Annotated in this window: 2 protein-coding genes; both read right to left on the bottom strand. The window is 56.1% G+C overall.

Features of this window, described 5'->3' with window-relative positions; genetic code table 11:
• Window positions 1–27: 27 nt before the first annotated feature.
• On the bottom strand, window positions 28–1824 hold the full coding sequence (locus A3730_RS22605) for a sodium:solute symporter family protein (RefSeq protein WP_063538948.1): 1797 nt from the start codon (window positions 1822–1824) through the stop codon (window positions 28–30).
• A 43-nt stretch (window positions 1825–1867) separates the two neighbouring features.
• The coding region (locus A3730_RS29920) for a DUF4212 domain-containing protein (RefSeq protein WP_156501303.1) at window positions 1868–2004 on the bottom strand (137 nt) is incomplete at its 5' end.

Below are 2004 nucleotides of genomic sequence, written 5' to 3' on the forward strand. Positions count from 1 at the left end.
CCGCACCGGTTCCTGTGTTACCCGTGCTCAGTGTGCAGACGCTTCACCGGCACCTCGCGGAATACGGATGTCTTCCACAATGTGCTGGATATGCTCAGGAGGCGGCGCGGTCACTCGCGATACCGCGAAGGCCACAGCAAAGTTGAGAATCATCCCGAACGTTCCGATACCTTCAGGCGACACGCCCAGCAACCAGTGTTCTGCATTGTTCAGCTCTGGCGAGACAAATTTGAAGAACACGATGTAGCTGAAGGTGAAGATCAGCCCAACCAGCATGCCGGCAATCGCCCCTTCCTTGTTCATGCGCTTGTAGAAAATGCCCATGAGGATCACCGGGAAGAAGCTGGCAGCGGCAAGGCCAAAGGCAAATGCCACCACCTGGGCCACAAAGCCGGGCGGATTGATGCCAAAGTAACCGGCAATGACAATCGCCACCACCGCCGCTCCCCGAGCCGCCAACAACTCCTGTTTCTCATTGATGCCCGGCATCAGGGTTTTCTTTAGCAGGTCATGGGAGATGGCACTGGATATCACCAGCAACAGCCCCGCTGCCGTGGACAGTGCTGCCGCCACCCCACCGGCCGCCACCAGGGCGATCACCCAGGCAGGCAGATTGCCGATTTCCGGGTTAGCCAACACGATGATGTCGCGGTCGATATACACTTCCGAGGCGTTATCCGTGGGGGCATTGGTCAACACCCGCTCCCCATAGCTGCCCTTGGTTTCTTCACGGCTGCCGGCATAGGTCGGCTTGCCTTCGAAGGGTGCTCCGGCGCGCATCTGCACGGCACCGTCACCGTTCTTGTCCACCCAGCCGATCAACCCGGAGTTTTCCCAGTTATAGAACCATTCCGGCAGTTCGGTGTATTGGGTTTCGTTCACGGTGTCGATCAAGTTGAGCCGTGCGAATGCGCCCACCGCCGGTGCAGAGGTGTACAGCAAGGCGATAAAGAACAACGCCCAGCCGGCACTGATACGGGCATCTTTCACCCGGGGTACGGTAAAGAAACGCACGATCACGTGGGGCAGGCCCGCAGTACCGCACATCAATGCCGCAGCAATAAAGAACACATCAATGGTGGATTTTGAGCCTTCTGTGTATTCGGTAAAGCCCAGATCGGTCACTACCTGGTCCAGTTTGTGCAGCAGATACACCCCGCTGTCACCACCGGCTGCATCCAGTACCGTGCCACCAAAACCGGTTTGTGGAAGAACATGCCCGGTCATCATGATGGACAGGAAAACCGCCGGCACCAGGAAGGCAAAGATCAGCACGCAATACTGCGCTACCTGGGTGTAGGTAATCCCTTTCATGCCACCAAGCACAGCGTAGAAAAACACGATGGCCATACCGATCACTACACCGGTATTCACATTCACTTCCAGGAAGCGGGCAAACACGATGCCGGTACCGCGCATCTGCCCGGCCACATAGGTAAAGGACACGAAGATTACGCAGATCACCGCTACCGTTCTTGCCACGTTGGAGTAATAGCGATCACCAATGAAATCCGGCACCGTAAACTTGCCGAACTTGCGCAGGTAAGGTGCCAATAACATGGCCAGTAGTACATAGCCCCCGGTCCACCCCATCAGGTACACCGACGCATCGTAACCGGAGTAGGCAATAATCCCGGCCATGGAAATAAACGAGGCTGCCGACATCCAGTCGGCTGCGGTGGCGGCGCCGTTCGCTATCGGGGAAACCCCGCCACCGGCCACGTAAAAATCTTTGGTCGACCCGGCCCGTGACCAGATCGCAATCCCGATGTAGAGCGCAAACGAACCGCCTACAAAGAGATAAGTGAGTGTCTGAATATCCATAGGATGTCTCTCTTTATCGGACTCTTTATCTGCTTTTCAGCGGTTAGTCTTCGTGGACGTCAAATTTACGGTCCAGCTTGTTCATGGAGTGCGCGTACATGACGATCAGCACCAGGAACACGTAGATGGCTCCCTGTTGCGCAAACCAGAAGCCCAGCTTGAAACCGAAGAATTGGATTT

This window comes from Alcanivorax sp. HI0044 (assembly GCF_001634945.1).

Bases quoted from the DNA above. Each gene is read 5' to 3' on its own strand.
- A3730_RS22605 (WP_063538948.1), bottom strand. From the start codon at position 1,824: ATGGATATTCAGACACTCACTTATCTCTTTGTAGGCGGTTCGTTTGCG.